The organism is Rhizobium anhuiense bv. trifolii (genome assembly GCF_024346605.1).
Lineage (GTDB): Bacteria > Pseudomonadota > Alphaproteobacteria > Rhizobiales > Rhizobiaceae > Rhizobium > Rhizobium anhuiense.
Genome location: NZ_CP098803.1, coordinates 2,239,543 through 2,264,735 on the forward strand (window position 1 = coordinate 2,239,543; position 25,193 = coordinate 2,264,735).

The window sequence follows — 25,193 nt, forward strand, 5'->3', positions numbered from 1 at the left end:
TTTGGCGGCCGGATCTGCTGTCTACACGGCGAGCTTTAGAGTTCCGACTTGATGTCGCCCATCCGGTTCCAGGCATCGAGGCCGGCGATCTTGTAGGCTTCGGCAAGCGTCGGATAGTTGAAGGTGTTTTCGACGAAATATTCGACCGTCCCTTTGAGATTGAGCACCGCCTGGCCGATATGGACCAGCTCGGTGGCGCCTTCGCCGACGATATGCACGCCGAGCAGACGGCGAGTCTTCAGCGAGAAGATCAGCTTCAAAAGGCCGGTGTCGAGGCCCATGATATGACCGCGCGAGGTTTCGCGGAACCGGGCGATGCCGCACTCATAGGGAATACCGCGCTCCTTCATCTCCTCTTCGGTCAGGCCGCAGGTCGAAATCTCCGGCACGGCATAGATGCCGTAGGGGAAATATTTCGGCGGCTCCTTGGCGACCGCGCCGATCGCGACGCGGGCGGCGATGCGGCCCTGTTCCATCGAGGTCGAGGCAAGGCTCGGAAAGCCGACGACGTCGCCGGCGGCGTAGACGTTGGCAACCGATGTCTGGAACGTCTCCGGATTGACCTTGAGACGGCCGCGGCTATCGGCTTCGAGGCCGATGGCCGGAAGGTTCAGCGCGTCAGTCGCCCCCATGCGGCCGGCGGCGAAAAGCACCATGTCGGTCGTCAGGCGCCGGCCACTGTCGAGCGTCAGCTCGACCTTGCCGTTGTCGAGCGTCTCAACCTTGTCGGCCTTCTGGCCGAGCAGCAGCTTCATGTTGCGGTCGCGCAGCTGATAGGTGAAGTCCTCGACGATTTCCTTGTCGATGAAGTCGAGCATCGTCGCCTTCGGGTCGATGACGGTGACGGCCGTGTCGAGCGCGCTGAAGATCGTCGCATATTCGATGCCGATGACGCCGGCGCCGATGACGACCATCGATCGCGGCAACTCCTGGATGTCGAGCAACTCGTCGCTGTCGAGTACAGTCTTGCCGTCGAAAGGTATGTAATCGGGACGGAACGGCTTTGTGCCGACGGCGAGCAGTACGCTGGCGGCGGTGACCTGCGTGGTCTCGCCGTCATCCTTGATCACCTGCAGCGTCGACGCATCGATGAAGCTCGCCTTGCCGCGAATGTGCTGCACGCGGTTGCGGGCGAACTGGTGTTCCAGCACCTCGACCTCGTGGTTCAGCGTGATCAGCAGGCGGCGGCGCAAATCATCTGCGCTGATCTCTTCCTTGACGCGGTAAGACCGGCCGTAGAAACCGCGTTCGCGCCAGCCGGAGAGGTTGAGCGCGGTCTCGCGCAGCGTTTTGGAGGGGATGGTGCCGGTATGCACGGACACGCCGCCGACGCGTTTGCCCTGCTCGATAACAAGCACTTTCTTGCCGAGTTTTGCAGCCTGGATGGCGCCGCGGCGCCCTGCGGGACCGCTGCCCACCACAACGAGATCGTACTGAAGCATCATCAAGCCCCGGATTGGAAAGGAATCATTTTGCGACGCAAAATGTCGCCCGTCCATCGTTAGCCGGTCAATGTTACAGATTGTTTTACGGCCGCCTGATTGGTCCTGACGGGCGCTTTTTCGGGCAAGTGAGCCCTTCGGGAAACAGCTTTACGCCATGATGTCGGCGCGCGACGGTTTTCATGCGCGGGTGATGTAGTCCGCGGAAATATCGCTGACCTTGGTAACGCCGAGCAACGCCATATTGCTGTGCAGTTCCGTCTTCAGGATGTCCGCCGCCTTAAGCACGCCCGGTAACCCCGCGACGGCTGCGGCATAAAGGAACGGCCTGCCCACGAACACGAAACAGGCCCCGAGCGCGAGAGCCTTCATGATATCAGTTGCACGCCTGAAACCGCCATCGACCATGACGGCAACGCTGTCTCCGACACGTGCTGCAATCTCCGGAAGCACCTGAAGCGGTGAAGCGGTGCCGTCAAGCTGGCGGCCGCCATGGTTGGAGACGATCACTCCATCCGCCCCGGTGTCGGCAGCCCGGGCCGCGTCGTCAGGATGCATGATCCCCTTGACCACAAGTTTGCCGGACCACCTGTTGCGTATCCGCTCCAAATGATTCCAGTTGAGGTGGTCGCGCCTGCCGAAATCGCGCGTGACGTTCGAGGAGATGATCGGCGCGCCTCTTGTGGCATAGGAATTTTCAAAATGCGGAATGCCGTGCCGAACGATCGTGCGCAAGAATGTGCCGGTGGTCCAACGCGGGTGCGAGATGCCCTGCCATGCCAGGCGCAGACCTGGACGCAAAGGCGTCGAAAATCCGGCCCTTACATTGTTTTCCCGATTTGGCAGCGTGGCTGTGTCCACGGTCAGCAGAAGTGTGCGCAAGCCGGCGGCGCCGACGCGATCGATCAGAGCATCGATACGATCGGGTTCGCCGGGGAGATAGGCCTGAAACCACGCTTGTGGCGAAACCGCAGCGATCTCTTCCAAGGGGATAAGTGAGGAACCGCTTATAATCATCGGGATTCCCGACTGTTCCGCTCCCCGCGCGAGCACGATGTCACCTCGATAGGCCATCAGCGCGCTGATACCCATCGGCGCGATGCCGAATGGTGCGGCATGGGTCTTGCCGAAGAGGCTCGTCTCGGTGCTGCGTTTCGAGACGTCCCGAAGGACACGAGGCCGGAAGGCATAGGCCTGGAAAGCTTCCGCGTTATGCCGCAGCGACGCATTGGTCTCGGTCGCGCCGGCGATATAACCGAACAGAGGCTTTGGCAGATGTCGCCGCGCCTTCATTTCAAAATCATCGAGGCAGAGCACGTCGCGGCAGAGCCGGGTCGATCGATCGGTGTTGCCGCTGCGGATCGTCATAGAGCTTCATCTTCTCGGTATTTCGGGCGGGCATTGTTCAGACATGGTGGTTGCAGGATTGCATACAATCCCGCACGACCAACTGCTGTCAACTCCAGCATTCCGCAGTCTTCCCACGCCGATGGGCCGCCGCAGGATCGACGTGCGGCGGCCTTGCACCTCGTCGGCGGTCGGTCCTGGCTTTTGTTCAGATCAGCTTCAGCCCCTTCAGGCTGACATGGCCGTCCTTGCCGATGATGACATGGTCGTGAACGGTGATATCGAGCGCCTTGGCGGCATCGATGATCACCTTCGTCATGTCGATGTCGGCGCGCGACGGTGTCGGGTCGCCGGAGGGGTGGTTGTGCACCAGGATCATCGCCGTTGCCGAAAGCTCCAGCGCGCGTTTCACCACCTCACGCGGATAGACCGGCGTGTGGTCGACCGTGCCGCGCCCTTGCACCTCATCGGCGATCAGCACATTGCGTTTGTCGAGAAAGAGGATGCGAAACTGTTCGCGGGTTTCGTGCGCCATGGCGGCATGGCAATACTGGATGACCGAAGACCACGAGGACAGGACCTGTTTGCTCCTGAGCTCGCTCTTCAGGGTCCGATGGGTCACAGTCGAGATCAGCTTCAGGTCGAGCGCCACGGCCTCGCCGACGCCCTTCACCTCCGTCAGCAGCGCTGCTGGCGCACCGAAGACGCCGGAAAGCGAGCCGAATCGCTCGATCAGCGCCTTGGCGATCGGCTTGGTATCACGCCGCGGGATCAGCCGGAAAAGCAAGAGCTCGAGGATTTCGTAGTCGGCAAGCGCGGTGTCGCCCAGTTCGCGGAAGCGGTCACGCAACCGCTCGCGATGACCATGATAATGTTCTTGCGCGGCGAGCGAGGCGGGCAGGGCGGTCCTGCCATTCGCCGCGGACGGCTTTTGCGGTCGTCCGCCGAAGAACGAGCGTTCGTCGGCGGCAATGGGCTCTTGCGTTGGGAAAGGCAACTCGTCGTCGGAAGATGTCGCAACAGGTCCCTTCGCCATCGGATCGTTACCCGTTGTGCGACGGCAGGCCCGGGCGGTCGAGCCCGCCCGGCGACAGCGTGAAGATCTCGCAGCCATCGGAGGTGACGCCGACCGTATGTTCGTACTGGGCCGAAAGCGAGCGGTCGCGGGTCACCGCCGTCCAGCCGTCGGCCAGCACCTTCACATGCGGTCGGCCGAGGTTGATCATCGGCTCGATGGTGAAGATCATGCCTTCGCGCAGTTCCGGCCCCTCATTGGCGCGGCCGTAATGCAGGATGTTCGGCGAATCATGGAACAGCCGGCCGACACCGTGGCCGCAGAAATCGCGCACCACCGAACAGCGCTCGGCCTCGGCATAGGTCTGGATCGCCTCGCCGATCGCGCCGGTTCGGGTGCCCGGCCTGACGGCTGATATGCCGCGCATCAGCGATTCATAGGTGACCTCGAGCAGGCGCTCGGCGGCGCGCTTGATCGTGCCAACAGGATACATCCGGCTCGAATCGCCGTGCCAGCCGTCGAGCACGAAGGTAACGTCGATATTGACGATATCGCCTTCGCGCAGCGGCTTGTCGTTCGGAATGCCATGGCAGACGACGTGATTGATCGAGGTGCAGGTCGATTTGGTATAGCCGCGATAGTTCAGCGTCGCCGGATAGGCGCCGTGCTCCAGACCGAAATCGAAGACGAATCGGTCGATCTCATCGGTCAGCATGCCAGGTTTGACGATGTCGGCAAGCGCATCGAGGCAGCGCGCGGTCAGCTGGCATGCCCTGCGCATACCCTCGAATGCTTCAGCGTCATAAAGCCGGATGGCGCCGGTATTCTTCGGCGGCGCGGAAGAGGCTTCGATATAGTTCACCATTGCAGGGCCTTAGCGGAGATTATTAGATTTGTTCATAATGCAGCTATGCCGGGTTCGTCCATCGCGATCAACTGCCAGGACGAGATTTCTGACCGGATCGGATCCGTTTGGCGTGCAGCTTTCCAAATCGGTCCGAGGCCAAATCGTTGGACCGGATGGAATATCCACAATCTTCCCAAGGGGATAGGATTGATTGCCTGAAATCTCCCCGTTACTCACCGATTGGTGACAGCGGGGAAGGGGCATTCATGCTGAACGAAGCGATTAATCTTGAGATCTTACCGGAGGTCGCCGGCGAGCCGGAACGGCGCGTGCGTGATCGCGGCGCCACCGAACGCGCCATCCTTGCCGCCGCCAAGGGTCTGCTGGCCGAGCAAGGCTTCCAGAATTTCGGCATCAACGCGGTCGCCCGCCGCGCCGGCTGCGACAAGCAGCTGATCTATCGCTACTATGGCGGCCTCGACGGCCTGGTCGAAGCGATCGGCGCCGATCTCGGCACATGGGTGAAGGATCGCATTCCGGAAGACACCGGCGGCATGTTCCTGCTCACCTATGGCGACCTGATGGAGCGGCTGTCGCTTCTTCTTCTCGATGCCTTGAGAGATGATCCGTTGATGCGCCGCATCCTCGCCTGGGAAATATCGGAAAACACCGAGCAGGTGAGGCGGCTGTCCGAAGCGCGTTCGAAGGCGCTCGCTCTCTGGCTGGAGCGCATGCGCGGCTCGCTGGCGCCGCCGAAGGGCGTGGATGCAGCAGCCGTCAACGCCGTCGTCATCGCGGCGATCCAGCACCTCGTGCTCGCTGCTGCAGCCGGCGGGCAGTGCGCCGGCCTGTCGCTGAAGACATCCAAGGATTGGGAAAAGGCGGCGACGGCGCTGAAGCGCATCGTGCGCGGCGTCTACGGTTGAGATCTGCTCATCCACAGGGGGCGGGTTTCGCGTTAACCTTAACAAATGGTTTACGTTGCGCGGGCCTGGTTAAGCCGACAGTGTGGCGGTGAGCAGAGATGGTATGAGTGAGAGTGCCCGAGTTGACGCCCATGGGAACGAAGATCGCTAAAGCCGCGTTTCTGGTGACGGCGATGATGTTTTTCGCAGTCCTGGCGCTGGATATTGCAATTCCGACGCTGGTGCTTTGCATCATGGCATTGTCAACCTGGTTGGTCTCCCTCGATCTGCCCGTCGCGCGCAAGCATGGAGGAGAGGCCGCATGAAGTGGTTTCTGATCTTCTGGGCCGGCCCCATCGTCTTTCTGGGCGGATGGTACTGGCTCTCCTATTACGACATGAATTTCGGCATCTTCATGCTGTCGCGGCAGGTCCATGACCTGACGTTCGAGCTTTACGGAAAGGCGCTCGGCATTCCGCCGGAGACGATCCCACCGCTCGTGGCCCGCGCGATCGCGGTCGACAGCCTCGTCGTCTTTGCCATCCTCGGCTTCAGAAAGCGCAAGTCGATCATCGCCTGGTGGACGGCGCGTCAAGCGCTGAATTCGTCTCCCGACCTTGCCAGCAAGGAAAGCCTGTCGAGCGCGCCCTGAAGGATGAAACTTGCCGCGGCCGAATCGATCCGTTCGGCCCGCTTGGCGCGCGAGACGTCCATTTCGAGCAGCGTCCGTTCGGCCGCGACCGTGGAAAGCCGCTCGTCCCAATAGACGAAGGGCAGCGCCGTCTTCTGCTCCATGTTGCGCACGAAGGCGCGCGTCGCCTGTACGCGCGGACCCGCCGATCCGTCCATATTCATCGGCAGGCCGATGATGAAGCCTGCGACCTTTTCCGATTGTGCAAAGTCCAGCAGCGCCTGCGCATCGATGGTGAACTTGACGCGCCGGATCACCGTGCGCGGCGTGGCGAAGCGCCGCCCGAGATCGGACATCGACAGCCCGATCGTCTTGGTGCCGAGATCGAGGCCGGCAATCGCCTGTCGCGGGGCAAGCGTCTCGGCCATTTCCTCGATCGTCAGCACCGTCATCGCCATGTCATCCCGTCAAAAGAAATTGAAGTCGCCGCCGCTTTTCTTTGCGGCCGCATAAGATATGTCCTTAGAGCATGATGTTGAAAAGCGTGAGCGCTTTTCGGACCTGTTTTTACATCACGTAATAAAGGAGACATTTCATGAAGATCACCTGGCTCGGCCATTCCGCCTTCCGCATCGAGACATCAAAGGCGAAGATCCTGCTCGACCCGTTCCTCAGCTATAACGCCTCCTTTTCCGGCCAGGATATCAAGGATGTTTCGGCAGGCGTCACCCACATCCTGCTGACCCATGGCCATGGCGATCACGTCGGCGACACCGTGGCGCTTGCCAAGGAAACCGGCGCCGTCGTTCTCGCCAATGCCGATCTCGCCGCCTGGCTCGGCTCCAAGGGTGTCGACAAGATCGAGATGGGCAATACCGGCGGCACGATCGCGCTCGGCAGCTTCTCGGCGACCTTCACCAATGCGCTGCACTCATCTGCCCAGATCACCGAAGACGGCGTCTCGCACGCGCTCGGCAACGCCAACGGCCTGATGCTGCACTTCGACGACGAAGCCTCGATCCTTGCCATGGGCGATACCGACATCTTCTCCGACATGGCGCTGATCAATGAATTGCACCAGCCCGATATCGGCCTCGTGCCGGTCGGCGACCGCTTCACCATGGGTGGCGCGGTGGCGGCACTTGCCTGCCGGCGTTATTTCAACTTCAAGACCGCGATCCCCTGCCACTATGGCACCTTCCCGATCATCGACCAGACGGCCGAAAAATTCGTTACCGGCATGGAGGGATCGCAGACGGATGTGAAGGCGATCAAGCCCTCCGAGAGCCTGTCGATCTAGCGAAACCCCGTTGCGTAAGGCGGACATGGCCTTTATAGCGGGTAGGAAAAATCCTATCCGGAGAATGCCATGTCCGTCGATCTTGCCACCGTGAAGCGCGTCGCCCGCCTTGCCCGTATTGCCGTCTCCGAGGATGAGGCAAATCGCATGGTCGGCGAGCTGAACGGTATCCTTGGCTTCGTCGAGCAACTCTCCGAAGTGAATGTCGATGGCGTCGAGGCGATGACGTCAGTCACCCCGATGGCGATGAAGAAGCGGAGCGATGAGGTGACCGACGGCGGCAAGGCGGCCGATATCGTCGCCAATGCGCCCGTCACCGATCATAATTTTTTCCTGGTGCCGAAAGTCGTCGAATAAGGCTTCGAAGCCTCTTTCCGACCCTGTTGCCATTTCCAGATCTGAAGCGAAAACACGATGAGCGAACTCACCAGCCTGACCATTGCCGAAGCCCGCCAGAAGCTGCGCGCCAAGGAAATCACCGCGACCGAACTGACCGAAGCCTATATCTCGGCGATCGATGCGGCCAATGGTCAGCTGAATGCCTACATAAAGGTCACGCCGGATCTCGCCCGCCTCATGGCGAAGAATTCCGACGCGCGCATCGCCGCCGGCAAGGCGGGCGATCTCGAAGGCATTCCGCTCGGCATCAAGGATCTCTTTGCCACCGTCGGTGTGCACACCCAGGCCTGCAGCCACATTCTCGATGGTTTCGAGCCCCGTTATGAATCGACCGTGACGCAGAACCTCTGGGATGACGGCGCCGTCATGCTCGGCAAGCTTAACATGGACGAGTTCGCCATGGGCTCCTCCAACGAGACGTCGTATTACGGCGCGGTCATCAACCCCTGGCGCTCAGCGGGTTCCAACCAGCAGCTCGTGCCCGGTGGCTCCTCCGGCGGCTCGGCCGCAGCCGTCGCCGCTCATCTTTGCGCCGGCGCTACCGCGACCGATACCGGCGGCTCGATCCGCCAGCCGGCAGCCTTCACCGGCACCGTCGGCATCAAGCCGACCTATGGCCGCTGCTCGCGCTGGGGCACCGTCGCTTTCGCTTCCTCGCTCGACCAGGCGGGCCCGATCGCCCGCGACGTGCGCGATGCCGCCATCCTTTTGAAGTCGATGGCAAGCGTCGATGCCAAGGACACGACGTCGGTCGATCTGCCGGTGCCGGATTATGAAGCCGCGATCGGCCAGTCGCTGAAGGGCATGAAGATCGGTATTCCCAACGAATACCGCGTCGATGGCATGCCGGATGAGATCGAAGCCATCTGGCGCCAGGGCATCGCCTGGCTGAAGGAAGCCGGCGCCGAGATCGTCGACATCTCGCTGCCGCACACCAAATACGCCCTTCCGGCCTATTACATCGTCGCTCCCGCCGAGGCATCCTCGAACCTCGCCCGTTACGACGGCGTGCGATACGGCCTGCGTGTCGACGGCAAGGATATCGTCGACATGTACGAGAAGACACGTGCCGCGGGCTTCGGCAAGGAAGTCAAGCGCCGCATCATGATCGGCACCTATGTGCTGTCCGCCGGCTATTACGACGCCTATTATATCCGCGCCCAGAAGGTCCGCACGCTGATCAAGCGCGATTTCGAACTCGCTTTCGATGCCGGCGTCGACGCCATCCTGACGCCGGCAACACCGTCGTCGGCCTTCGGCGTCGCCGATGAGAACCTCGCCGCCGATCCGGTGAAGATGTATCTGAACGACATCTTCACGGTGACGGTCAACATGGCGGGCCTGCCCGGCATCGCCGTGCCGGCCGGCCTCGACCAGAAGGGCCTGCCACTCGGCCTGCAACTGATCGGCAAGCCCTTTGATGAGGAAACCCTCTTCAAGACCGCCCATATCATCGAGCAGGCGGCCGGCCGGTTTACGCCCGCCAAGTGGTGGTAACCGACTTAACGATCCATTTGCGCCGATCGCAAGGCGGTCGGCGCCCGGCCTTTTTCCTGATCGACAGGCCATTTTTTCATATTTGTTCCTTCGAGCCGGAACTCAGCGCCTCGCGTTGTCCGTAACCATCATTCAGTCGATCTGACGGAGGCCGGTGCGAACTTGTCGGCTAACGCTGATAAGACCTGCTGTCGATGAGGAGGACTTCCCGCTCGTTGATATGTCCGTGAAGAAACCTCGTACCTTTAGGGATCGGTATCAGGCCGCAAAATCGGTGCATGTTGACCTCGCGCCAGATGCTCGAACAGTTGACGCGTGATGGGTTGGAGTTCTTGAACGGCTTGAGAGCACAGCAGAAGTCGTCGCGTCGCCCAGGCGTCAGTGAGTCTGACAAATGCGATCGGCATGGTGCGACGGCAGCGGCGCGCGGCGATCTCGGGAACAATGCCGAAACCCACGCCATCCGCCGCCATCCTGCAAATGCCTTCAAAGGTTCTGAGATGCACGCGCGGCTGCAACCTGTGGCCCGCGCGCGCCGCGTGGTCATCGACATGCTGCTGAAGAGCACCTGCAAAGCCGATCTGGTCTTCGCCGAGGAGTTGAGAAAAGGCGATCCGCCTTTCCCTGGCCATGGGGTGAGTGCTCGACATGACGGCGACGAGACGATCGACCGCAAATGGCGATGTTGTCAGCGGTGAAGTCTCGATCGCGTCGGAGACGATCCCAATCTCCGCCAGTCCGCCTGCTATTGCCTTGACGATCTCGGAACTCGGTCGCTCGGAGAGATTGACGTCGATGCGGGGATGCGCCGCCAGCCACGGTCCAAGACGGCCGGGTAGGAATTCGGCCATTGCCGCCGTATTGGCGAAGAGCCTGATCGTGGCCCGGACTCCGCGCGCATGCTCTGACAATTCCGCCTGCATCGCTGCCACCTGGTGCAAAACGAGACGGGCATGATGCGCCAATGCTTCTCCGGCCCGCGTCGCGCTGACGCCCCGCCGCCCGCGATCCAGAAGCGATACGCCGCCGGATGCTTCCATCTGACGGAGTCGCTCGCTTGCCGCAGCCAAAGAAAGATTGGCCGCCGAAGCGCCATGCGTGATGCTGCCAGCCTCCACAACGGCGAGAAAGAGACGTAAATCTGCAAGATCGAAGCGCATGGCGGAAAGATAACACACGGTCAGGCTTCGGAAAAACCGAAGCCTGACGATGGAAGTTCCCGATTGTGGCCAAGCGTCGGATTGCTCTAAGTGGCAGCATGGAGCAGATCAACTTCACCACTGTCACAATCGCCGTCATTTTCTTTGTTGCCGGTTTCGTCAAAGGCGTCACGGGCATGGGCTTGCCCACAGTGGCCATGGGTGCACTCGGCGCGCTCCTTAATCCATTGACGGCGGCCGCGCTGCTGCTCGCGCCATCCTTCGTCACGAATGTTTGGCAGCTTCTTGTCGGTCCACGATTTGGGGCGCTTCTGCTGCGACTGTGGCCCATGATGGCGATGATCGTCATTGGCACGCTGGCCGGCTCCACCCTGCTTGCAGGCGGCAATGCCGGCCGCACCACAATAGCTCTCGGGCTCGCGCTGGTCTTCTACTCAGGCTACACGCTCCTTGCTCATCAGCACCGCGTGCCCTCCCATTGGCAGCCTTGGGCATCGCCTCTGGTTGGGCTGGCAACGGGCGTCATGACAGGTGCTACGGGCGTATTCGTCATTCCCGCCGTTCCGTATCTTCAGGCGCTCGGTTTCGAGCGGGACGAACTGGTTCAGGCATTGGGCCTATCCTTCAGCATTTCGACCATTGCGCTTGCTATCGCCCTTTTCTCCCATGGGACTCTGCCAATCAGCGCACTGACGACGTCGGTGCTTGCCGTCATCCCCGCCCTAGTTGGCATGGTGGCTGGGCAGGCGATCCGCACGCGGATCAGTCAAGATGTCTTTCGGCGTGGATTTCTCGTCTGTCTCCTGATTCTGGGACTGGAAATGGCGCTTCGGCCCCTTCTGTCGCAATGACCGCTTGTGGTGGCACGAGGTGGATGTCAGTTGCTGACAACCCGGTCACGCTGCGTCTGAAGGACCTCGGGGGCCTTGAAACCCTTGCCGGCAAGGCAGGTCACCTGACCATTTGCTTCGCGACTGAAGAAGGCGGGTGCCGTCTCGGATTTCGAGGTGGCGCCTGTTATAGAAAGAAGACTTTGCGGGGAGGGCCTCATGCCGAACAATGATCTTGCGCGATTGATCGAGGCAGCTGATCGCCTCGCTGCCGGTGGGTTCACTATGGGCGCTGATTGGCAGGCGGTACACGAAATCTGCCAGCGCCACGAAGGTGAACAGCCGTTCGACTGGGGTCACGCGCTCTGCCATCGCATCGAAGGCGACGACTGGAATGCCGACTACTGGTATCGTCGCGCCGGAAAGAGACGAGGCGCCGGCTCGATGGCCGACGAGTGGTCGGCGATGCGGACGGAACTCTCTGCAAAGGCTGGAGGCTAACACCCTGACTACGCCGGTTGGAGCATAGTCAGGGTGGGTTGCCCGATTACCTGTTATTTAGTTGCGACCTGACCAGCCTCAGTCCTTTTTCGGTGATCCGGTAGGGTTGGCCGCTCGAGGACTTGATGGCCCTCAGCTGCTTCAGCCTGCGGAAGAGATCGAGATCGACGCCGGGATAGAGCCAGCCATCGCGGGTGAAGCAACTGACTGCCTCGATCTTCCTGTTGTCGTCGCGAGAAATTTCGATGCGGCCGCCTTGGGCCATGAGATGCAGGATGCGCTGCTCCGTGCGAGAAATGTCCATGTGTTGAGATCCGGTATCGCGCCCGGCAGGGCGCACAAAAACGATCTGGCGTTCATTCGAACGTCAGGGCTTCGTTTTTTCGGGCCCATGCGCGCAAGAAAACTTGCGGGCAGGGCCTTTACCGGGTCTCAGGCAGGCTCAACATAAAACACCTCGATAAGCTTTATTATTCAGCCGGGAAAATTCGGTCAAGAGCGTGCTCTCAGGTTAAAACCGGTCGAAAACCGCAATTTCCAGCCATCATCTCCTTGGAGCCACTGGTAAATTTCGCGACTCAATGGTCTAGTTGAGGGGTAACGCGGAGGTGTCGTTGATCCACATTCGCAATGCCCGCGATGGTGAAGCGGAGCTATTGAGCGAGATCGGGCTCAGGGCCTGGCAAAATGCGATGGCGTCGATCGGCGAATCGGACGCGATGATCGATGCAGCGCGCAACGCCTTTCGGAACTTCGTGGAAAACGACTGGCTGACCATCACCGTCGTCGAGCAGAACGGCCAGGTGGCAGGCTGGGCGGCGCGCGAGCGATTGGACGAAACCATCTCGGATTTCTGGATCGATCCTGCCTTCACTCGCCAGGGGCTTGGTTCGGCGCTTCTCGTCCGCATCGAAAAGGAAATCTCCGATCAGGGCTTCGAGAAGGCGGGGATGCAGACCCATTCCGGCAATAGCGAGGCGATCGGCTTCTTCCGGAAACACGGCTACAGCATCCACTGGCTCTCGGTCGCCTATAATCCGAAGCTCGATCGCGATGTGCCCTCGGTCGGACTGACAAAACAGCTCGTTTCCGATGGCGGCGGATACGGGCAGGAATTCTGACGTTTGAAAGGTGCTGCAGGAGGCGGAGGATTGCTTACTGCCGCCGGGCGTGGTTCCCGGCTCATAGCGGGCTATTCGGACGTCACGCAAAAATTGTTGCCTTCGGGATCATTCAATACGCTGTAGGCATCCGTCTCGCGGACGAATGTCGCCCCGAGGGATAGGAGCCGTTCCACTTCTTTTTGCCGATCCGGGGCGGCGATATCGAGATGAACACGGTTGCGGGCGGGACGCTCTCCCTGGCGAAGGTGGAAGCAGAGGCGTGTTCCGGGACCATCGACCATCACCGTCGGATCCGTTTCCGGTGTCAGCCCCAATGCGGCAAGGCGGGCCAGCTCGGCATCGTCATAAGGCATCACTTCGTAGCCATCGAGCGCCGCCGCCCAGAAACGAGCAACTCGCCAGGGATTGTCGCAGTCGATGACGATTTCTTTCAGCCTTGCCATGGCGCTTCTAAAACTTGTCGGATCGACGCTCGGAGACGCGCTCAGCGATCGCCCCGCCGATGGCCGGCAGCAATGCGAAAAGCACGAGCTGTGGTGTTCCCCGCAACGTCAACAGACCGGAAATAGTGAGCGCGAGCAGTAATCCCGCCAGCGTCCCGACCAGATAGGGCAGATAACCCTTCAATAGCGCCTCCCTATCGCGATGGCCAAAATCCAAGCGCATTTGGACTGAAGATAGAGATCACTATGGTATCGACAACTGGGGCGGTCAGAATTCGTGTCGATCGCTCGGCTTATGCCGATGTCGCCGTCCGTGGTGCAGACGGCCTCTCGCCCCAGACAGAAGCCGCCGACGGCAACTCTTGCACAAGGGAAAGCCTTGCACCGCTACGCCATTTCCGTTACCTCACCAGTGGAAAAGAACAGCCTGCAAAGAGTATCAGATGACCCTTGTCGACGTCCGCACGCCTGATCCGAAACGCTTCATCCCCGGTGCCACCGGCGACTGGGAAGTCATCGTCGGCATGGAAGTCCATGCCCAGGTGCTGTCCAATTCGAAGCTCTTCTCCGGCGCCTCGACGGAATTCGGCAAGCCGCAGAATTCGAACGTCTCGCTGGTCGACGCCGCGATGCCCGGCATGCTGCCCGTCATCAACGAGGAATGCGTCAGGCAGGCGGTGCGCACCGGCCTCGGCCTGAAGGCCGAGATCAACAAGCGCTCGGTCTTCGACCGCAAGAACTATTTCTATCCCGACCTGCCGCAAGGCTATCAGATCTCGCAGTTCAAGGATCCGATCGTCGGCGAGGGTAAGATCGTCATTTCGCTTGGGCCGGACCGCCAGGGCCAGTTCGAGGATATCGAGATCGGCATCGAGCGCCTGCATCTGGAACAGGATGCCGGCAAGTCGATGCATGACCAGCATGCGACCATGTCCTATGTCGACCTGAACCGTTCCGGCGTCGCGCTGATGGAGATCGTCTCCAAGCCCGACATGCGCTCGTCCGACGAGGCCAAGGCCTATATGACCAAGCTGCGCTCGATCGTGCGCTATCTCGGCACCTGCGACGGCAACATGGACGAAGGTTCGATGCGCGCCGACGTCAACGTCTCGGTCCGCCGTCCGGGCGAGGGTTTCGGCACGCGCTGCGAAATCAAGAACGTCAACTCCATCCGCTTCATCGGCCAGGCGATCGAATATGAAGCCCGACGCCAGATCGGCATTCTGGAGGAGGGCGGCACGATCGATCAGGAGACACGCCTCTTCGACCCGAACAAGGGTGAGACGCGCTCCATGCGCTCCAAGGAGGATGCTCACGACTATCGTTACTTCCCCGATCCGGACCTGCTGCCGCTCGAATTCGACGATGCCTTCATCAAGACGCTCGAAGCCGATCTTCCCGAGCTGCCCGACGACAAGAAGGAGCGCTTCGTGCGCGAGCTCGGCCTGTCGATCTATGACGCTTCGGTGCTCGTCTCCGAGAAGGCGATTGCCGATTATTTCGAAGCGGTCGCCGCAGGCCGTGACGGCAAGACGGCGGCAAACTGGGTGATCAACGATCTGCTCGGCGCCTTGAACCGCACCGGCAAGGATATCGAGCAGACGCCGGTTTCGCCGACCCAGCTCGGCGCCATCATCGATCTCATCAAGGCGGGAACCATCTCCGGCAAGATCGCCAAGGATCTCTTCGAGATCGTGCTCACCGAAGGCGGCGATCCCGCCGAGATCGTCGAGACGCGCGGCATGAAGCAGGTGACGGATACCGGCGCGATCGAGAAGGCCGTTGACGAGATCATCGCCGCCAATCCCGATCAGGTCGAAAAGGTCAAGGCGAAGCCGACCATGGCGGCATGGTTCGTCGGCCAGGTGATGAAGGCGACCGGCGGCAAAGCCAATCCGCAGGCTGTCCAGGCCCTCGTCAAGGCGAAGCTCGGCATCGAGGAATAAGCGGTGTACTTCGTCCGCACCGCCGGCGAACGCGACGTGGAGAAGGTGCGCGCCCTGCTGGCGGAGAGCTTTCATGCTACCTATGACGACCTCCATGGCGCAGCAAAGGTGGATGATCTCATCGCCCATCTCTTTGCGGCGGCGGCGCTGAAGGCGCGGCTGGCGCGGAAGGATGCCGAATTCCTCGTTGCCGATGACGGCCGCAATATTGGCGGCATGGGTTATGCGGCAATGTCGCAGCAATTGACGAAGACGGTCATGCTGCATCTCCTCTACGTCAGGCCGGCGCTGCAGCGCCAGGGTATCGGCCGCGATATCTTCGCCGAGCTCGAAACCTGCTTTCCGGATGCGGAGATCATGCGTCTCGAAGTCGAACCCCAGAATGCAGCGGCGATCGCCTTCTATCTCACGCACGGCTTCACCGAGGTCGGCCGCAATGAGAACAGTGGGGCCGGGCAATCCGGCATTCCCGCGCTGATCTTCGAAAAACCGCTCGAAGGGCATTGAGGCCGTGGCGGGGGAATTGCCCGACATACTCATTCGTCAGTGCCGGCGCTCGTGGCAATCTTTGCCGCCGATGCGCTCGGCGGTCATGGCGATAGCACGGAAGCTGAAGCCTTCCCGGATTATGCCAGGGCCTTTGCCGCAATCGAAGCTTCGCCAGACCAGATGCTTTACGTTGCAGAGCGCGGCGGTGAGGTGGTTGGCACGTTCCAGACGATGGTGACGACGTCGCTGACCAGGCGTGGCTCCTCGGCGATGATTATCGAGGCGGTGCAGACGCGGGCCGATCTGCGCGGGCAGGGGATCGGTGCCGCGATGATCGAATTCGCCATTGCCGAGGCAAAAGGCCGCGGCATGCGGCTGGTGCAGCTGACCTCGAATGCCCTGCGTAGGGATGCCCACCGTTTCTACGAAAGGCTGGGCTTCAGGGCCTCGCATCTGGGCTTCAAGATGGCTTTGAAATGACCCGTGGCTGTCGTGGAATCGCTGGACAATTCGGCTTCGCGACGGCATAAGCGAGGGAATGAATTCTGGTTTGGCCCGCACCCGGCGGGCACAAGGAAAAGACATGTGGAATCTTCTGGTTCAAACCTTCACCTGGTGGAACAGTCAGACGATGGGCACGCGTTTTGCGACCTGGCGTTTTGGCAAGCGTGTCGGCGAGGATGAATTCGGTAACGTCTATTACGAAGGCGGCATGTCTTCCTACGGTCTGCCGAAGCGCTGGGTGATCTACAAGGGTTATGCCGAAGCCTCCGCCATTCCGCCGGGCTGGCATGGCTGGATGCATCATCGCACCGACGTTCCCCCGTCCAAGGAAAACTACGTCGCCAAGGAATGGCAGAAGGGGCATCGCCCCAACCTCACCGGTTCGCCGCAGGCTTACCGTCCGCCGGGCTCCATCGCCGTTCCGGGTGAGCGGCCGCGCGTCACCGGCGATTACGACGCCTGGACGCCCGGCAACTGAGACGGCTCGAACGGGCAATCCCAGGCCCGGCTTTTGGCCACAATTGACCTTTACCCGCAGGTTGGCCGCGCTTGACCGCGGCCGTGAACTGAAAATGTCTGGAGACGGGTACATGAAGCTCTTCACGCGGAACATGGTGCTGCGTGCCGCCGGATCGCTGCTGGCGCTCTCGGCCCTGCTTCCGCCAGTTGCGGCAAATGCCGCACGCATCGAAAATCCGGTTGCCGTCTTCTCCGGGCTGGACAAGATCACCGGCCGCATCACGACCTTCGACGTCTATGTCAACGAGACGGTGCAGTTCGGCGCGCTGCAAGTGACACCGAAGGCCTGTTATTCGCGCGACCAGGCCGAAGCGCAGAAGATCGACGGTTTCGTCGAGGTCGATGAAATCACCCTCGACCGCAAGATCCGCCGCATTTTCACCGGCTGGATGTTCGCCGCCAGCCCCGGCCTCAATGCCGTCGAGCACCCGATCTACGACGTCTGGCTGAAGGACTGCAAGACGAGCTCGGACGTCCCGGCGCCTGACGGCGCCAAGGCGACAGCCCGCTAACGCGACCTGACGGCCGCGTTATGCTGTGGGTGTCTTGTTCCTCTTGAAAAGACCCTTGGCAAAGCGAAGCGCACCGGCGAGTAGGATGAAGACGAAAACGCCGGCCTTCTTGAAGAAGGCGAGGGCGAGTGCCAGCAATCCTACCTTCGCGGCAATCTTGGCGCCCGCGCCCGCAGCGATCATTCCCGCCATCCCATAGGCCGCGATCTTGTCGCCCTCGACATAGTCGCCATAAGCCATTCCCTTGTCGAACTCTACGAGCTTGGTGACGGTCGGAATGACGCCTTCGATCTCTTTCAACTGATCGAGGCCGGCGACGAAGTTGAATTGAAATACGCCCTGGCGGCCGAACACACGCACGGAATAATTCAGCGTGTGCTGCGGCTGCGTGTCGTCGCCGAAGATCAGATCCCGAGCCCAGTGCATCGCATGCGCAGATTGGTCGTAGTGCGGCGTGGAGGCCCAGCCGACAAGCGTGATCTTCGGAAACCCCTGCTTTTCGCGTTCGGCGTTGTTTTCGCGGATCGCGTCTTTGATGTTCTGCAGCAATTCGTCGTAGTTGGTCGTGGCGGCATCGGCGTCGGAAACATAGCCGTCAGCATTGTATTCGACGGTGGAACCCCAGGCCTCGATATCGGTCGGCGCGTATTTTGCCGGGAAGATCATCCCCATCGTTCCCTCCGCCGCCGCCGGCGGGTTTCCCCAGATATCGACGAGCACCGTCTTCGCGTCGGCAGGGCTGAGATAGTAGAAGTCGGCGGGTACGTTCAGCGTTGCCTTGGCTTCAGGCAGCTTGATCGCGCCCTGCTGAAAATCGAGCTTTTCCAGCAATGGTTTTTCCGCGTCGGAAAAATCGCTCCTGTTCGCGAACATCTCTTGGTAAGGGCGTGCGCCGGCCTGACTCGTCAACAAGGCGAAAAGGATCGCGGCTGCAAAATATCGTTTCAAAGTTCTATCCCCCGTTGCATTCCGGAGCCTAGCCAAGCCAGGTGGAAAATCAACGTTTGGATGAATCAATCGGGCTTAAAACTTGAGGTGCGGCGACTCCATCGCCGTCGCAAGCATCACGGCATAATCGGCCTTTGGAACGTCGATCGCTCCGAACGTCTTCAGGTGCCCGGTGGTGAATTGCGTGTCGAGCAGGGTGAAGCCCCTTTCCCGTAGCCGGTCGACCAGATGCACGAGGCAGATCTTCGAGGCATCCGTGCGGCGCGAAAACATGCTTTCGCCGAAGAAGGCCGAGCCGAGCGAGACGCCGTAGAGACCGCCGACCAGTTCGTCGCCATCCCAGGCTTCGACGGTATGGGCATGACCCATGTCGAAGAGCGTCGCGTAAAGTGATCGAATCGTCTTGTTGATCCAGGTACTCGGGCGCCCGGATGTCTCCTCCGCGCAAGCCGCGATCACCTGATCGAAAGCGTGATCGAAACGGATCTCGAAGGGTTTCCTTCGCACCGTCTTGGCAAGACTCTTCGACACATGGAAATGGTCGAGCGGCAGCACGCCGCGCAGTTCCGGTTCGACCCAGAAGATCTCCGGGTCGTCGGCGGATTCGGCCATCGGGAAGAGGCCGATGGAATAGGCGCGCAGGAGAATGTCAGGGGTGATGCCTGGTGACTTCCTGCGCGATCCTGCCATTCCTGCCCTATGCCGCCGGTGTGTTGGCGAGGTAGTGTTCCAGCCAGTGGATGTCGTAGTCGCCGTTGGCGATATCCTGGTTGGAGACGAGATCCTGGAACAACGGCAGCGTCGTATTGATGCCGTCGACAACAAATTCGTCGAGCGCCCGGCGCAGGCGCATCATGCATTCAACACGGGTGCGGCCGTGCACGATCAGCTTGCCGATGAGGCTGTCGTAATAGGGCGGGATCTTGTAGCCCTGATAGGCACCGGAATCGATGCGCACACCGAGGCCGCCCGGCGCGTGGAAATGGGTGATCGTGCCGGGCGAGGGCACGAAGGTGCGCGGGTGCTCGGCATTGATGCGGCATTCGATGGCGTGACCGGAAAAATGCACTTCGTCCTGCGTCACCGAGAGACCGCCGCCGGAAGCGACGCGGATCTGCTCATGCACCAGGTCGATGCCGGTGATCGCTTCGGTGATCGGATGCTCCACCTGCAGACGGGTGTTCATTTCGATGAAATAGAACTCGCCATTCTCGTAGAGGAATTCGATCGTGCCGGCGCCGCGATATTTCAGCTTCTTCATGGCGTCGGCGCAGATCTGGCCGATTTTCATGCGCTGCTCGACGTTGAGTGCCGGCGAATTCGCCTCTTCCCAAACCTTCTGGTGGCGGCGCTGCAGCGAGCAGTCGCGCTCGCCGAGATGGATGGCATTGCCTTCGCCGTCACCGAACACCTGGATTTCGATGTGGCGCGGTTTGCCGAGATATTTTTCCATGTAGACGGCATCGTTGCCGAAGGCAGCTGCCGCTTCCGTGCGCGCCGTCGACCAGGCTTCGATCAGGTCGGCCTCGCTCTTGGCGACCTTCATGCCGCGTCCGCCACCGCCGGCCGTGGCCTTGATCAGCACGGGATAGCCGATTTCGGCGGCCGTCTTCAGCGCGTCCTCTTCGGTCTTCACTTCGCCGTCCGAGCCCGGAACGACGGGAATGCCGAGTTCGAGCGCCGTCGTCTTGGCGGTGATCTTGTCGCCCATGATGCGGATGTGGTCCGCCGTCGGCCCGATGAAGGTGATCCCATGGGCATCGAGGATATCGGCGAACTTGGCATTCTCCGACAGAAAGCCGTAGCCCGGATGCACGGCATCGGCGCCGGTGATCTCGCAGGCGGCGACGATCTGGTGGATGTTGAGATAGCTCTCGCGCGAGGAGGGCGGGCCGATGCAGACGCTTTCGTCGGCAAGGCGCACATGCATGGCATCGGCGTCGGCGGTGGAATGAACCACGACGCAGGCGATGCCGAGCTCCTTGCAGGCCCGGAGCACGCGAAGGGCGATTTCCCCGCGATTGGCGATGAGGATTTTCGAAATCATGGGCATCGGCCTATTCGATGACCACGAGGGCTTGGCCGTATTCGACGGGATGTCCGTCATCGACGAGGATCTCGGTCACCTTGCCGGACTTCGGCGAGGGGATCTGGTTCATCGTCTTCATCGCTTCGATGATGATGAGCGTCTGGCCTTCCTTGACGGTCGCGCCGACCTCGATGAACGGACGCGCGCCCGGAGCCGGCGCCATGTAGACGGTGCCGACCATCGGAGCATTGACGACGTTGGCGGGGTTACGGGCGGGCGCTGCGGCCGGCGCGGTAGCGGCTGCCGGCGCAGCGGCTGCGGCATAGCTGGGTGCTGCGATCGGCGCCTGGACGTATTGCGGCGTACCGGCGCGCGAAACGCGGATGCGCAGGTCGTCCTGCTCGACCTCGATCTCTGTCAGATCCGTATCGTTGAGAATATTGGCGAGATCGCGGATCAGTGCCTGATCGATACCCGATTTCTTTTCAGCCATGGTGTTGCCCTGTCTTCTTCTTATGCCGTGATGTTCTTCAGCGCGTGGAGCGCCAGGATGTAGCTGTGAGTCCCGAAGCCGCAGATCACGCCCTTGCATGCCGGCGCGATCATCGACTTGTGACGGAATTCTTCCCGTGCATGCACGTTGGATATGTGGAGCTCGATGACGGGAATGGAAATGGCGCGGATCGCATCATGCAGCGCGACCGATGTATGCGTATAGGCGCCCGCGTTGATGGCAACGCCGGCGGCCTTTTCATCTGCCTCGTGGAGCCAGTCCACAAGCGTGCCTTCGTGGTTGCTCTGCCGGAAATCGATATCAAACCCGAACTCGCGGCCGGCGGCCTTGCAGTCGGCTTCGATGTCCTTCAGCGTCTTGCCGCCATAAATGCCGGGCTCTCGTTTACCCAGCATGTTCAGGTTGGGGCCGTTCAGGACGAAAATCGTTTGCGTCATCGAATGTTCCGTAAAATGTACGACGGCAACCTATAGACTCCGCGAAGGCTGAATGAAAGCCCTTACGGGTTGGCCAGCGGGAATCACGCCACATTTGTCCACATGGCTGAAACGCTTCGATTTTGGCGATTTGATGGGCGGCCGACCGGCGGCTGGTTTGCTCAGCAGGCAGTCTTGCCGCAACTGCGCATGTTCTTGACCTTGGCTTCGAGATCGTCGAGCCCGACGGCGCCCGGCACCAGTTCGTTGCCGATCACATAGGAGGGCGTGCCGCTGATGCCGAGGCTGGAGGCGAGCTGGTAGGTCGCCTGGACGATGCCGTCATTCGGGCTCTTTGCCATCTCGGCGCGGATCTTGTCCTCGCTGACGCCGAGCGAAGCGGCGACCGCGATCGCTGTTTCGTCGGAAGCGCGGCCCTCGGTGCCGAGAAGGGCGACATGGAAATCGGCATATTTCTCCGGCGCCAGCTTGCGGAAGGCATCGGCTACCTTGTGGGCGGCGACCGAATCCGGTCCGAGGATCGGAAACTCCTTGAGCACGAAGCGGACGTTCTTGTCCTTCTTCAGCATCGCCTGCATGTCGGGAAGTGCGTGCCGGCAATAGCTGCAATTGTAATCGAAGAATTCGACGACGGTGACATCGCCCTTGGGATTGCCGAGCGTGACGTCGTTCTTCGAATCGAAGACGTCGGCGGTGTTCTCTTCGATCGCCATATTGGCCTTCACCAGCCGCTGGGCTTCCTGCTTTTTCTGCAGCGCATCCTGGACTTCGATCATGATCTCGGGATTCTCGATCAGATATTGCTTGATGAATTCGCCGAACTCCTTCTTCTGCTGGTCGTCGAGCGCCGCCGCCGGAAGCGGAAGGGCGATCGATGCGGCAAGCGCCAGTGCGGTGAAGGTTTTCGGGAAGAATGCCATGATATCCTCGTCAGCGGCGGTGTGGCCGTCTCTTTGTCGAGAAGACCGTCGTCGGGTTAATGGACTTGAATGCGTCGCGTCAAGGTACGGCGCGTCCGGTTCTCATCAAACAGGAATTTTTCATCCCCGCGCGGCCCTCGCGGGATTGTGATGAGCCGATTAATACGGCAATTGTCGGGCCGTCATTGAAGAAGCCGAGTGAGAAGCGATCTTGTTTTCCATATCGAAACGCAGCGAAGTCGAGCCTTTTCACGCTATGGACGTTCTGGCGGAGGCGACGAAACGGCGTGCAAGAGGTCATCCCGTGATTTCGATGGCGGTCGGTCAGCCCTCGCATCCGGCGCCTCAGGCAGCCCTCGAGGCGGCGCGCGCCGCACTTTCTGACGGCCGGATCGGTTATACCGATGCGTTGGGGACGGCGCGGTTGAAATCCGCACTTGCCTGGCACTATAGGGATCGCCACGGACTGGAGATCGATCCCGCGCGCATTGCCATCACCACCGGCTCCTCGGCGGGCTTCAATCTGGCCTTCCTGTCGCTCTTCGATGCCGGCGATGCGGTGGCGATCGCAAGGCCCGGTTATCCCGCCTATCGCAACATTCTCGGCGCGCTGGGTCTGAAGGTTCTCGAAGTGCCTGTCACGGCCGAGACCCACTTTACGCTCACCCCTGAGAGCCTGGAAGTGGCGCAGAAGGAAAGCGGCCTGACGCTGAAAGGCGTGCTGCTTGCAAGCCCCGCCAACCCGACCGGCACGGTGACCGGCCGCGAGGGGCTGAAGGCGCTTTCGGATTATTGCGCCGCCCATTCCATCGCCTTCATCTCTGATGAAATCTATCACGGGCTGGCCTTTGCCGGCGAGGAGGCGAGCGCGCTGGAGCTGACAGACGAGGCGATCGTCATCAATTCCTTCTCCAAATATTATTGCATGACCGGCTGGCGGATAGGCTGGATGGTGCTGCCGGAACGGCTGGTGCGGCCGATAGAGCGGGTGGCGCAGAGCCTTTATATTTCCCCGCCCGAGCTCTCCCAGATCGCCGCCACCGCCGCTCTCGGCGCCGGTGCCGAGCTGGATCGTTACAAGGCGAGCTATGCCGCCAACCGCGAGCTGCTGATGCGGCGCCTGCCGCAGATCGGCCTTTCGATCGCCTCGCCGATGGACGGCGCCTTCTACGCCTACCTCGACGTCACCCGCTTTTCCAATGACAGCATGGGCTTTGCCAAACGCATGCTCGCGGAAATCGACGTCGCGGCAACGCCCGGCCTTGACTTCGATCCCCTGGAAGGAAATCGAACCCTGCGTCTATCCTATGCGGGCTCGGAAGCCGAGATCGCCGAGGCGGTGGAACGAATCGCAGCCTGGTTGAAGTAGCGCGCCGGCAGCCGGCTGCTCGCTCTCCTATCGGCTAGCTTCGCGATGAAAACAGCGAGGCGAGCGTCGAAGCCGGTTTGTTGTTCAGCCGCGGCACTACCACGAGCTGCTTGATGTCGCCGCGCTTGTAGGCGGCGAGGAAGCGCTTGTAATCCTTGAACGAGACGCAGCCGTTGGAATCGCCGTTCCTGCCGAGCATGTAGGTGTGGGCCAGCAGGCCGACGCGGTCAAAGATGGCGTCCGAACCCTCGACCGGCGTCAGGCGCAGCGCCTCGACGCCGTGGAAAAGGGCTTCGCGCATGGTGAGGACATAGGTGTGCGGCGGTGTCGGTCCGCGCATCTTCTTGTCCACGTAGCGCGGGTTGTCGCGCATCTTGCCGAGGCCGGAATGGGCTTCCAGCCGTTCGCCGTTCGGCAGATAGACGGTGCTGTTCTCGATGTCGTAGATCGCCACGCCTGCGCGCAGTTTGGGCGAAAAGACCGGCTTGTCGTAACGCGGCACGGCATCGTCTTCGTCATCTTCGATCGGCGAGTTCGGCTGGGCGTAGGCAAGTGCCGGCTCGCCAGCGCGCTGCGAACCCTTGGCGGTCGGCGCCGGTTTGCCGACGAGGCCATCGGGACGCGCCATCGGCAGCGGCACGGAACCTTCATCCGGGGCCAGGACGAGATCGAAGGGCGGCGCTTCTTCCGCGGCGGCAACCACGACAGGTGCGGGTTCTGAGGCGGGAATGGAGGCGGTTCTGACGGGAGATGCGGCCGGCTCGACCGGGGCCGGCGCGATCTGCCGGGGTCCGGCATCGGCAAGCGCAAGCAGGGCCGGGACTTCGGCTGCGGCGATGGCCTCTTTCGAGGGAATAATGATCCGGTCGCTATCGCCTTCTTCTGGCTCTACCGAGGCAAGCTCGACCGGCGGCGGCGCGATCACATCATCCTTGCGGAATTTGGCGCTGTCGGAAATCGGGGCGACGACCGGTTGCTCGGCAGCTATGGTGAGCCGATTGTTCTTTGTCAGAGACGCCAGCGCCGTTGCCGCGGCGGCGGTCTTTTCGGCATGGGATTGGATGAGGCTCGCCGTTAGCGGCATCTTCGGTTTCGCGTCAAAGGGAGCCAGCCGATCGGCCTTGCCGACATGAATCAGCCGCTCATGGTGTGACGGCGGCGCCAGCTTCGGCGCGGTCCCGACCTGTGTCAGGCGATCAGACGGAGAATAGGGCACGGCCATCGAATGCATCGTCGCGAAAGTCGCGATCAGCCATGTGGAGGTCAGAAATCCGGCGCCGACGACACCGTAAAGAAAACCGCGAGATCTGCGCCAACGGAAAGCAGATCCGCCAAGAGGGGTGACGTTATCGAACGTCCCGACCGCAAACGCCATACTAAACTCGTCTTTCAAACTCGCTACGCAGGCCGGCGGCACTGACTGACTAAACTTCGCCGGGGCCGGTAAAGGCGCAAATGGGCCGAATTTAGACCAGTTGCGACATCCGACCGTTTCGCAAGGATGACGAATTATGGTTTCTAATTTATTTACGCGGCGTCGCTCTTTCTCTCGACGTCTCAAAAAG

General features: G+C 61.1%; 31 protein-coding genes. 15 read left to right on the forward strand and 16 right to left on the reverse strand.

From position 1 onward, the window contains the following. Positions 1–35 precede the first annotated feature (35 nt). The 4 genes from sthA to map all read right to left on the reverse strand — a co-directional run bounded on the left by sthA (position 36) and on the right by map (position 4,669). Positions 36–1,442, reverse strand: coding sequence for a Si-specific NAD(P)(+) transhydrogenase (sthA, locus tag NE851_RS19710; protein ID WP_047615374.1), 1,407 nt, complete (start codon positions 1,440–1,442; stop codon positions 36–38). 180 nt (positions 1,443–1,622) lie between these two features. Next, positions 1,623–2,810: an alpha-hydroxy acid oxidase gene (locus tag NE851_RS19715; protein WP_097543849.1), complete on the reverse strand. Its 1,188-nt coding sequence runs from the start codon at positions 2,808–2,810 to the stop codon at positions 1,623–1,625. 187 nt (positions 2,811–2,997) lie between these two features. Further along, on the reverse strand, positions 2,998–3,825 hold the full coding sequence (radC, locus tag NE851_RS19720) for a RadC family protein (protein ID WP_063475468.1): 828 nt from the start codon (positions 3,823–3,825) through the stop codon (positions 2,998–3,000). Positions 3,826–3,832: 7 nt separating this feature from the next. Further along, positions 3,833–4,669, reverse strand: a complete 837-nt coding sequence (gene map, locus NE851_RS19725) for a type I methionyl aminopeptidase (protein ID WP_097543901.1) — start codon at positions 4,667–4,669, stop codon at positions 3,833–3,835. A 248-nt stretch (positions 4,670–4,917) separates the two neighbouring features. Here map and NE851_RS19730 point away from each other — a divergent pair, with 248 nt between their 5' ends. The 3 genes from NE851_RS19730 to NE851_RS19740 all read left to right on the forward strand — a co-directional run bounded on the left by NE851_RS19730 (position 4,918) and on the right by NE851_RS19740 (position 6,208). Continuing rightward, positions 4,918–5,577, forward strand: coding sequence for a TetR/AcrR family transcriptional regulator (locus NE851_RS19730; protein WP_254962312.1), 660 nt, complete (start codon positions 4,918–4,920; stop codon positions 5,575–5,577). Between the two features lie 131 nt (positions 5,578–5,708). Beyond that, complete coding sequence (locus NE851_RS19735) at positions 5,709–5,882, forward strand: hypothetical protein (RefSeq protein ID WP_003539039.1); 174 nt, start codon at positions 5,709–5,711, stop codon at positions 5,880–5,882. Continuing rightward, a complete protein-coding gene (locus tag NE851_RS19740; RefSeq protein WP_063475471.1) occupies positions 5,879–6,208 on the forward strand; it encodes a DUF6105 family protein in 330 nt (109 codons plus the stop codon). Before NE851_RS19735 ends, NE851_RS19740 begins: the two co-directional genes overlap by 4 nt. Here the strand turns inward: NE851_RS19740 and ruvX are convergent. Further along, the gene (ruvX, locus tag NE851_RS19745) at positions 6,148–6,639 is read right to left on the reverse strand and encodes a Holliday junction resolvase RuvX (protein WP_063475658.1); all 492 of its coding nucleotides are present in this window, start codon (positions 6,637–6,639) and stop codon (positions 6,148–6,150) included. The two genes, NE851_RS19740 and ruvX, sit on opposite strands and share 61 nt — an antisense overlap. Positions 6,640–6,782: 143 nt before the next feature. Here ruvX and NE851_RS19750 point away from each other — a divergent pair, with 143 nt between their 5' ends. The 3 genes from NE851_RS19750 (at position 6,783) to gatA (ending at position 9,383) form a co-directional block, all read left to right on the forward strand. After that, the gene (locus NE851_RS19750) at positions 6,783–7,487 is read left to right on the forward strand and encodes a metal-dependent hydrolase (RefSeq protein WP_254962316.1); all 705 of its coding nucleotides are present in this window, start codon (positions 6,783–6,785) and stop codon (positions 7,485–7,487) included. Positions 7,488–7,556: 69 nt separating this feature from the next. Continuing rightward, a complete protein-coding gene (gene gatC / locus NE851_RS19755) occupies positions 7,557–7,844 on the forward strand; it encodes an Asp-tRNA(Asn)/Glu-tRNA(Gln) amidotransferase subunit GatC (protein WP_047614828.1) in 288 nt (95 codons plus the stop codon). A 57-nt stretch (positions 7,845–7,901) separates the two neighbouring features. Next, positions 7,902–9,383 (forward strand): Asp-tRNA(Asn)/Glu-tRNA(Gln) amidotransferase subunit GatA, encoded by a 1,482-nt coding sequence (gene gatA, locus NE851_RS19760; protein WP_097543903.1) that lies wholly within the window; start codon positions 7,902–7,904, stop codon positions 9,381–9,383. 245 nt (positions 9,384–9,628) lie between these two features. Here gatA and NE851_RS19765 read toward each other — a convergent pair whose 3' ends face one another. After that, positions 9,629–10,543 (reverse strand): LysR substrate-binding domain-containing protein, encoded by a 915-nt coding sequence (locus NE851_RS19765; protein WP_097543904.1) that lies wholly within the window; start codon positions 10,541–10,543, stop codon positions 9,629–9,631. Between the two features lie 98 nt (positions 10,544–10,641). On the opposite strand from NE851_RS19765, the gene NE851_RS19770 reads away from it, so the two are divergent. After that, complete coding sequence (locus NE851_RS19770) at positions 10,642–11,394, forward strand: sulfite exporter TauE/SafE family protein (RefSeq protein WP_097543905.1); 753 nt, start codon at positions 10,642–10,644, stop codon at positions 11,392–11,394. A gap of 198 nt (positions 11,395–11,592) precedes the next feature. Then, entirely contained in the window at positions 11,593–11,874 is a 282-nt protein-coding gene (locus NE851_RS19775; RefSeq protein ID WP_047614833.1) for a hypothetical protein, read from the forward strand. A 46-nt stretch (positions 11,875–11,920) separates the two neighbouring features. On the opposite strand, the gene NE851_RS19780 is transcribed toward NE851_RS19775, so the two are convergent. Further along, a complete protein-coding gene (locus tag NE851_RS19780; protein ID WP_047614835.1) occupies positions 11,921–12,178 on the reverse strand; it encodes a YjhX family toxin in 258 nt (85 codons plus the stop codon). A 310-nt stretch (positions 12,179–12,488) separates the two neighbouring features. Between NE851_RS19780 and NE851_RS19785 the strand changes: the two genes are divergently transcribed. Beyond that, entirely contained in the window at positions 12,489–12,995 is a 507-nt protein-coding gene (locus NE851_RS19785; protein WP_097543906.1) for a GNAT family N-acetyltransferase, read from the forward strand. A gap of 71 nt (positions 12,996–13,066) precedes the next feature. Here the strand turns inward: NE851_RS19785 and NE851_RS19790 are convergent, their stop codons facing one another. Together NE851_RS19790 and NE851_RS19795 are read right to left on the reverse strand one after the other, a co-directional pair. Continuing rightward, the gene (locus NE851_RS19790; RefSeq protein WP_047614836.1) at positions 13,067–13,441 is read right to left on the reverse strand and encodes a VOC family protein; all 375 of its coding nucleotides are present in this window, start codon (positions 13,439–13,441) and stop codon (positions 13,067–13,069) included. Positions 13,442–13,448: 7 nt separating this feature from the next. Beyond that, positions 13,449–13,625, reverse strand: coding sequence for a hypothetical protein (locus tag NE851_RS19795; RefSeq protein ID WP_165932246.1), 177 nt, complete (start codon positions 13,623–13,625; stop codon positions 13,449–13,451). 259 nt (positions 13,626–13,884) lie between these two features. Between NE851_RS19795 and gatB the strand changes: the two genes are divergently transcribed. The 5 genes from gatB to NE851_RS19820 all read left to right on the forward strand — a co-directional run bounded on the left by gatB (position 13,885) and on the right by NE851_RS19820 (position 17,411). Next, complete coding sequence (gatB, locus tag NE851_RS19800) at positions 13,885–15,387, forward strand: Asp-tRNA(Asn)/Glu-tRNA(Gln) amidotransferase subunit GatB (protein ID WP_097543907.1); 1,503 nt, start codon at positions 13,885–13,887, stop codon at positions 15,385–15,387. A gap of 3 nt (positions 15,388–15,390) precedes the next feature. Continuing rightward, positions 15,391–15,894 carry a GNAT family N-acetyltransferase gene (locus tag NE851_RS19805; protein WP_047614841.1) on the forward strand — a complete coding sequence of 168 codons (504 nt, stop codon included), beginning with the start codon at positions 15,391–15,393 and terminating at the stop codon, positions 15,892–15,894. 51 nt (positions 15,895–15,945) lie between these two features. Beyond that, positions 15,946–16,356: a GNAT family N-acetyltransferase gene (locus NE851_RS19810; RefSeq protein ID WP_438270078.1), complete on the forward strand. Its 411-nt coding sequence runs from the start codon at positions 15,946–15,948 to the stop codon at positions 16,354–16,356. A gap of 103 nt (positions 16,357–16,459) precedes the next feature. After that, on the forward strand, positions 16,460–16,858 hold the full coding sequence (locus NE851_RS19815) for an NADH:ubiquinone oxidoreductase subunit NDUFA12 (protein WP_047614845.1): 399 nt from the start codon (positions 16,460–16,462) through the stop codon (positions 16,856–16,858). Between the two features lie 112 nt (positions 16,859–16,970). Further along, entirely contained in the window at positions 16,971–17,411 is a 441-nt protein-coding gene (locus NE851_RS19820) for a DUF2155 domain-containing protein (protein ID WP_047614847.1), read from the forward strand. An 18-nt stretch (positions 17,412–17,429) separates the two neighbouring features. Here NE851_RS19820 and NE851_RS19825 read toward each other — a convergent pair whose 3' ends face one another. From NE851_RS19825 to NE851_RS19850, 6 genes are all read right to left on the reverse strand, one after another. Further along, a complete protein-coding gene (locus NE851_RS19825; RefSeq protein ID WP_097543908.1) occupies positions 17,430–18,359 on the reverse strand; it encodes a DUF2167 domain-containing protein in 930 nt (309 codons plus the stop codon). 75 nt (positions 18,360–18,434) lie between these two features. Further along, complete coding sequence (aat, locus tag NE851_RS19830; protein ID WP_097543909.1) at positions 18,435–19,049, reverse strand: leucyl/phenylalanyl-tRNA--protein transferase; 615 nt, start codon at positions 19,047–19,049, stop codon at positions 18,435–18,437. A gap of 7 nt (positions 19,050–19,056) precedes the next feature. Next, the gene (accC, locus tag NE851_RS19835; RefSeq protein ID WP_174824496.1) at positions 19,057–20,412 is read right to left on the reverse strand and encodes an acetyl-CoA carboxylase biotin carboxylase subunit; all 1,356 of its coding nucleotides are present in this window, start codon (positions 20,410–20,412) and stop codon (positions 19,057–19,059) included. A gap of 4 nt (positions 20,413–20,416) precedes the next feature. After that, positions 20,417–20,881: an acetyl-CoA carboxylase biotin carboxyl carrier protein gene (gene accB / locus NE851_RS19840; protein ID WP_097543910.1), complete on the reverse strand. Its 465-nt coding sequence runs from the start codon at positions 20,879–20,881 to the stop codon at positions 20,417–20,419. A 20-nt stretch (positions 20,882–20,901) separates the two neighbouring features. After that, positions 20,902–21,339, reverse strand: a complete 438-nt coding sequence (gene aroQ, locus NE851_RS19845; protein ID WP_047615706.1) for a type II 3-dehydroquinate dehydratase — start codon at positions 21,337–21,339, stop codon at positions 20,902–20,904. 161 nt (positions 21,340–21,500) lie between these two features. After that, positions 21,501–22,259: a DsbA family protein gene (locus tag NE851_RS19850; RefSeq protein ID WP_097543911.1), complete on the reverse strand. Its 759-nt coding sequence runs from the start codon at positions 22,257–22,259 to the stop codon at positions 21,501–21,503. A gap of 211 nt (positions 22,260–22,470) precedes the next feature. Between NE851_RS19850 and NE851_RS19855 the strand changes: the two genes are divergently transcribed. Then, positions 22,471–23,628, forward strand: coding sequence for a pyridoxal phosphate-dependent aminotransferase (locus tag NE851_RS19855; RefSeq protein WP_097543912.1), 1,158 nt, complete (start codon positions 22,471–22,473; stop codon positions 23,626–23,628). A 34-nt stretch (positions 23,629–23,662) separates the two neighbouring features. Here the strand turns inward: NE851_RS19855 and NE851_RS19860 are convergent, their stop codons facing one another. Continuing rightward, positions 23,663–25,003, reverse strand: coding sequence for a DUF2778 domain-containing protein (locus tag NE851_RS19860; RefSeq protein WP_097543913.1), 1,341 nt, complete (start codon positions 25,001–25,003; stop codon positions 23,663–23,665). Positions 25,004–25,193 lie beyond the last annotated feature (190 nt).

What these genes read in the sequence shown, in the direction of transcription:
- sthA (WP_047615374.1), bottom strand. Translation starts at nt 1,442, where the DNA reads ATGCTTCAGTACGATCTCGTTGTGGTGGGCAGCGGTCCCGCAGGGCGC.
- NE851_RS19715 (WP_097543849.1), bottom strand. Translation starts at nt 2,810, where the DNA reads ATGACGATCCGCAGCGGCAACACCGATCGATCGACCCGGCTCTGCCGC.
- radC (WP_063475468.1), bottom strand. Translation starts at nt 3,825, where the DNA reads ATGGCGAAGGGACCTGTTGCGACATCTTCCGACGACGAGTTGCCTTTC.
- map (WP_097543901.1), bottom strand. Translation starts at nt 4,669, where the DNA reads ATGGTGAACTATATCGAAGCCTCTTCCGCGCCGCCGAAGAATACCGGC.
- NE851_RS19730 (WP_254962312.1), top strand. Translation starts at nt 4,918, where the DNA reads ATGCTGAACGAAGCGATTAATCTTGAGATCTTACCGGAGGTCGCCGGC.
- NE851_RS19735 (WP_003539039.1), top strand. Translation starts at nt 5,709, where the DNA reads ATGGGAACGAAGATCGCTAAAGCCGCGTTTCTGGTGACGGCGATGATG.
- NE851_RS19740 (WP_063475471.1), top strand. Translation starts at nt 5,879, where the DNA reads ATGAAGTGGTTTCTGATCTTCTGGGCCGGCCCCATCGTCTTTCTGGGC.
- ruvX (WP_063475658.1), bottom strand. Translation starts at nt 6,639, where the DNA reads ATGACGGTGCTGACGATCGAGGAAATGGCCGAGACGCTTGCCCCGCGA.
- NE851_RS19750 (WP_254962316.1), top strand. Translation starts at nt 6,783, where the DNA reads ATGAAGATCACCTGGCTCGGCCATTCCGCCTTCCGCATCGAGACATCA.
- gatC (WP_047614828.1), top strand. Translation starts at nt 7,557, where the DNA reads ATGTCCGTCGATCTTGCCACCGTGAAGCGCGTCGCCCGCCTTGCCCGT.
- gatA (WP_097543903.1), top strand. Translation starts at nt 7,902, where the DNA reads ATGAGCGAACTCACCAGCCTGACCATTGCCGAAGCCCGCCAGAAGCTG.
- NE851_RS19765 (WP_097543904.1), bottom strand. Translation starts at nt 10,543, where the DNA reads ATGCGCTTCGATCTTGCAGATTTACGTCTCTTTCTCGCCGTTGTGGAG.
- NE851_RS19770 (WP_097543905.1), top strand. Translation starts at nt 10,642, where the DNA reads ATGGAGCAGATCAACTTCACCACTGTCACAATCGCCGTCATTTTCTTT.
- NE851_RS19775 (WP_047614833.1), top strand. Translation starts at nt 11,593, where the DNA reads ATGCCGAACAATGATCTTGCGCGATTGATCGAGGCAGCTGATCGCCTC.
- NE851_RS19780 (WP_047614835.1), bottom strand. Translation starts at nt 12,178, where the DNA reads ATGGACATTTCTCGCACGGAGCAGCGCATCCTGCATCTCATGGCCCAA.
- NE851_RS19790 (WP_047614836.1), bottom strand. Translation starts at nt 13,441, where the DNA reads ATGGCAAGGCTGAAAGAAATCGTCATCGACTGCGACAATCCCTGGCGA.
- gatB (WP_097543907.1), top strand. Translation starts at nt 13,885, where the DNA reads ATGACCCTTGTCGACGTCCGCACGCCTGATCCGAAACGCTTCATCCCC.
- NE851_RS19815 (WP_047614845.1), top strand. Translation starts at nt 16,460, where the DNA reads ATGTGGAATCTTCTGGTTCAAACCTTCACCTGGTGGAACAGTCAGACG.
- NE851_RS19820 (WP_047614847.1), top strand. Translation starts at nt 16,971, where the DNA reads ATGAAGCTCTTCACGCGGAACATGGTGCTGCGTGCCGCCGGATCGCTG.
- aat (WP_097543909.1), bottom strand. Translation starts at nt 19,049, where the DNA reads ATGGCAGGATCGCGCAGGAAGTCACCAGGCATCACCCCTGACATTCTC.
- accC (WP_174824496.1), bottom strand. Translation starts at nt 20,412, where the DNA reads ATGCCCATGATTTCGAAAATCCTCATCGCCAATCGCGGGGAAATCGCC.
- accB (WP_097543910.1), bottom strand. Translation starts at nt 20,881, where the DNA reads ATGGCTGAAAAGAAATCGGGTATCGATCAGGCACTGATCCGCGATCTC.
- aroQ (WP_047615706.1), bottom strand. Translation starts at nt 21,339, where the DNA reads ATGACGCAAACGATTTTCGTCCTGAACGGCCCCAACCTGAACATGCTG.
- NE851_RS19850 (WP_097543911.1), bottom strand. Translation starts at nt 22,259, where the DNA reads ATGGCATTCTTCCCGAAAACCTTCACCGCACTGGCGCTTGCCGCATCG.
- NE851_RS19860 (WP_097543913.1), bottom strand. Translation starts at nt 25,003, where the DNA reads ATGGCGTTTGCGGTCGGGACGTTCGATAACGTCACCCCTCTTGGCGGA.